Origin of the sequence: Pseudomonas sp. PNPG3 (genome assembly GCF_023093815.1) — a bacterium.
Lineage (GTDB): Bacteria > Pseudomonadota > Gammaproteobacteria > Pseudomonadales > Pseudomonadaceae > Aquipseudomonas > Aquipseudomonas asiatica.
In genome coordinates, this window is the sequence record NZ_JALLKV010000349.1 from 1 (window position 1) to 229 (window position 229).

Annotated in this window: 1 protein-coding gene; it reads left to right on the forward strand. The window is 79.9% G+C overall.

Annotation, left to right across the window (positions count from 1 at the left end):
* Nucleotides 1-229 (forward strand): hypothetical protein (locus MJ643_RS31300; protein ID WP_247727401.1); only part of this gene is annotated, 229 nt, incomplete at both ends.

Here is a 229-nt window from a genome sequence, read left to right on the forward strand (position 1 = left end):
GGGAGCGCCTCGCGCGCCTCGGGATCGTGGGCGCCGACGCCGAGGAGCTGCTGCCGCTGGCCGTCGCCGCCGCCGCGGATGCCGAGATCCTCGCCGAGATCACCGCGACCGCGGCCCTGCTCGGGGCCGGGGCCGGGCTCGACGTCCCCGCCGTCGACCTCGAGGCCCGCGCCGCGCACCACGACGCGCTCCAGCGGCGACTGGCGCCCGGGGAGGGGCTGATCCCGAT